Origin of the sequence: Rudaea sp. (genome assembly GCF_036383415.1) — a bacterium.
Classification (GTDB): domain Bacteria; phylum Pseudomonadota; class Gammaproteobacteria; order Xanthomonadales; family Rhodanobacteraceae; genus Rudaea.
In genome coordinates, this window is sequence record NZ_DASVOK010000475.1 from 1 (window position 1) to 3,461 (window position 3,461).

The following is a 3,461-nucleotide window of genomic DNA, read 5'->3' on the forward strand; positions in this document are numbered from 1 at the left end:
CGCCGATGATGCGCATGCCCGGGTACCTGCTCGCGGCAGCGCTGCTCATCGTCGCCGGCGCGTGGCAATGGACGCCGCTCAAGCGGCGCTGCCTGCAGCGCTGCCGCGAACCGGCCGCGTTCGTCGCGCGCGAGTGGCGCGCGGGCATGGGCGGCGCCTCGCGCATGGGCGTGCGACTCGGCCTCAGCTGCTTGGGCTGTTGTTGGGCGATGATGCTGTTGTTGTTCGTCGGCGGCGTGATGAATCTCGCCTGGATCGTCGCAATCAGTCTCGGTGTGCTGCTCGAGAAATTCCTGCCCGACGGCGTGCCGACCGCGCGCGCATTTGGCGCCGCGCTGATTGTCGCTGGCACAGCCTTGCTCGTGTTCTGAAACGCGCTAGGCCGCCTCGACGTGGCGTAGCAGCAGGCGCAGGCTCGTCGTGCCATTCCATTCGTTCATGTCCAGCTGATACACCGCGCGAATCCGCGCGGGCAGCGGCACATGCACCTCGGCGAAGAACTGCATCGCATCGAGCGGTTGCGCGGAGCTTGCGCAACGCAGTTTCACGCGCCGATGATTCTCGCCAACGATGCTGCACGACTCGACCTCGAACACGCCGTCGAACAGCGGCTCGGGGAACGCCTGTCCCCACGGCCCGGCGTAGCGCAGCTGCGTGGCCAGCTCGAGGCTGAAATCGCCGGCGGCGAGTTCGCCGTCGGTCAGCAGCACCGTGTCGAGCTGCTCGGGCGCGATGCGCGCACGCGCAACCTCGTCGAACAGTTCGGCGAGACGCGCGACATCACCACGATGCAGGCTCATTCCCGCGGCCATCGCGTGACCGCCGTAGCGATGCAGCAGGCCCGGTGCACGCGCATCGATTTCGGCAAGCGCGTCGCGCAAATGGAACCCGCTGATCGAACGCCCCGACGCCTTGATCTCTTCGCTGTCCTCGCCCGCCGGCGCACAAGCGATGACCGGCCGGTTGAACCGCTCCTTGAGCTTGGACGCAACAAGGCCGACGACGCCGTGGTGCCATTCGGGCTCGAACAGCACGAGGCCGACCGGCAGGGACTGCGCGCCGCGCTGTGCCAACCATTGCTCGACCGCGGCTTCGGCCTGCTCGACCATGCCGGCCTGCAGATCGCGGCGCTCGTGGTTGATCGCCGACAGAGTGTCGGCAAGCCGGCGCGCCTGCGCCGGATCATCGGTCAGCAGGCACTCGATGCCGAGGCGGATATCCTCAAGGCGACCGGCCGCATTGATGCGCGGACCGACGACGAAGCCGAGGTCGCTGGCGACGGCGCGCGCCGGATCGCGTTTGCCGCTGCCCAGCAGCGCGGCAATACCGACGCAGCCACGGCCGGCACGAATGCGCTTCAGGCCGGCTTCGACCAGAATGCGGTTGTTGCGGTCGAGCGGCACCAGATCGGCCACGGTGCCGAGCGCGACCAGATCGAGCAGATCCGACAAATCCGGTTCGACGATGCCACGCTCGCCGAACCATCCTCGCGCGCGCAAGTACGCGCGCAACGCGAGCAACAGATAAAACATGACGCCGACGCCCGCGAGCGCCTTGCTCGGGAAGGCGTCACCGTCGAGGTTTGGATTGACGATCGCGTCGGCCGTGGGCAGCGTTTCGCCGGGCAGATGATGATCGGTCACGATGACGCGCAGACCGTGCGCCTTCGCCGCGGCAACGCCGGCGTGCGCGGCCACGCCGTTGTCGACCGTGATCAGCAAGGCGCCACCAAGCAGCCGCGGATTGCGCACAACGAGTTCGTCGACGAGTGCAGGACTCAAGCCGTAGCCATGGGTAAAGCGATTCGGCACGCCGTATTCGACTTGCCGAGCGCCAAGCATGCGCAGGCCGCGCACGGCGACCGCTGTGCCGGTCGCACCGTCGACGTCGAAATCGCCGACGATGAGAATCGGCGCATCGTTGCGTAACGCGTCTTCGATCAATTCGCACGCGCGCGAGATGCCGCCGAGCTTCGCTGGAGACAGCAGCGCGGCGAGGCGGTGTTCGATTTCGTCCGATGCGATGATGCCGCGCGCGGCAAAAACCCGCCTCAATACCGGATGCAACGACGGCAGCCACTCCGCGTCCATGTCGGGCACGCTGCGGCACTGGATGCGCGGTCGGGTGATCACGCCGACGTCTTCACGCGGCGCCAGAAGCGCCAGCGATGGGCGGGTTTGACGACATGACGCTCGCCGCTTTCGAGCAGCAGGTCCAGTTGCCCGATCTGCCCGCGCTTCAAGGCGTCGGCAATCGGCTTGAGCCACTCGTCATCGAGCCTGGCGATGTCGCGCTGGTCCGCGAGATCGACGAACATCGATTGCCCCTGGCCTTGCTTGCCGATCACGAAAGACAGGGACTCGCTTCGCGGCGAGGATCACACTCCGCCCAGTTGCGCCAGCGAGGCGATGACTTCGTCGTCGCTGATGACGCGATCGAATTCGCAGTGCACCCGCTGCGGCAGCACGCCAGCCCCCCAGAACCACAGGCTGTTCACCGGCGGCAACCCGCGCCGCGCGCGTTGCGCGTTGACTGGATGCTGGGTCAGCACGATCTGCACTTCATTGAGCAACCCGCGCCATTTGCGCGCATTCTCACCCTCGGGCAAATGTTTGGCGAGGTCGTCGCCGAGCGCCTCATCCGGCGACGAGAACTTCGGCAACACCGCATCGCGCGGACAGCGCAGGTACCAGCGCCGTCGATGCGGCGCATCGAAAACCAATCCGCTTTCCTCGAATAGCGGCCACAGGGTTTGTGCCAGCGCTTCGGTCTCGTCAGCCGACAAGCCGAGGTTTCCGCACGCGAGCAGGCGCAAGGTCACCGCATCCGCCATGACGAAAGCGGGATCGGCGCGCAGCCACTTCGCTTCGCCGGCATCGCCCGCGTCGATGCTGCGAGTCAACGCGGCAACGGGTAGCACCGCCGCTTCGATCGCGAAACATTCGCGCAATACCGTCGCGCGTCCTGGCGCGGCATCGGCCATGCGATTGCCGCGCGCAAGCCACGACGCCACGATAGCGCTTCGGAGATATCGGTGCGCGGGCAGCAGCAGGCTCAGCCGCATGGGAAACGCCGGCATCCCGCGTCGTCGCGGAGACGCTCAGGCCTCGTAGCGCACCGCCACGATCTCGTAGCTCCTCACGCCGTTCGGTGCCTGGAACTCGAAGGCGTCGCCCTCGCTCTTGCCGATCAGCGCGCGCGCCAGCGGCGAGTTGACTGCGATCAGGCGCAGCTTGATGTCGGCTTCCATGTCGCCGACGATCTGGTAGGTGATCTCGGCGCCGCTCGCTTCCTCGACGAGGTCGACGGTCGCGCCGAACACGATCTTGCCGTTGGGATTCAGGCGCGCGACGTCGATCACTTCGGCGAAGCTCAGCCCTGCTTCGAGTTCCTTGATGCGGCCCTCGATGAAGCCCTGCTGCTCGCGCGCGGCGTGGTACTCGGCGTTCTCGCGCAGGTCG

At 66.9% G+C, this 3,461-nt stretch carries 5 protein-coding genes; 1 reads left to right on the forward strand and 4 read right to left on the reverse strand.

From position 1 onward, the window contains the following. The coding region (locus VF497_RS17200; RefSeq protein ID WP_330891036.1) for a DUF2182 domain-containing protein at positions 1–371 on the forward strand (371 nt) is incomplete at its 5' end. Between the two features lie 6 nt (positions 372–377). Here the strand turns inward: VF497_RS17200 and recJ are convergent. The 4 genes from recJ to greA all read right to left on the reverse strand — a co-directional run. Beyond that, entirely contained in the window at positions 378–2,129 is a 1,752-nt protein-coding gene (gene recJ / locus VF497_RS17205; RefSeq protein WP_414706941.1) for a single-stranded-DNA-specific exonuclease RecJ, read from the reverse strand. Then, positions 2,129–2,347, reverse strand: coding sequence for a hypothetical protein (locus VF497_RS17210; RefSeq protein WP_330891038.1), 219 nt, complete (start codon positions 2,345–2,347; stop codon positions 2,129–2,131). The genes recJ and VF497_RS17210 overlap by 1 nt, the downstream gene beginning before the upstream one ends. Positions 2,348–2,377: 30 nt before the next feature. Next, positions 2,378–3,013: a hypothetical protein gene (locus VF497_RS17215; protein ID WP_330891040.1), complete on the reverse strand. Its 636-nt coding sequence runs from the start codon at positions 3,011–3,013 to the stop codon at positions 2,378–2,380. Between the two features lie 87 nt (positions 3,014–3,100). Then, the coding region (gene greA / locus VF497_RS17220; protein ID WP_330891042.1) for a transcription elongation factor GreA at positions 3,101–3,461 on the reverse strand (361 nt) is incomplete at its 5' end.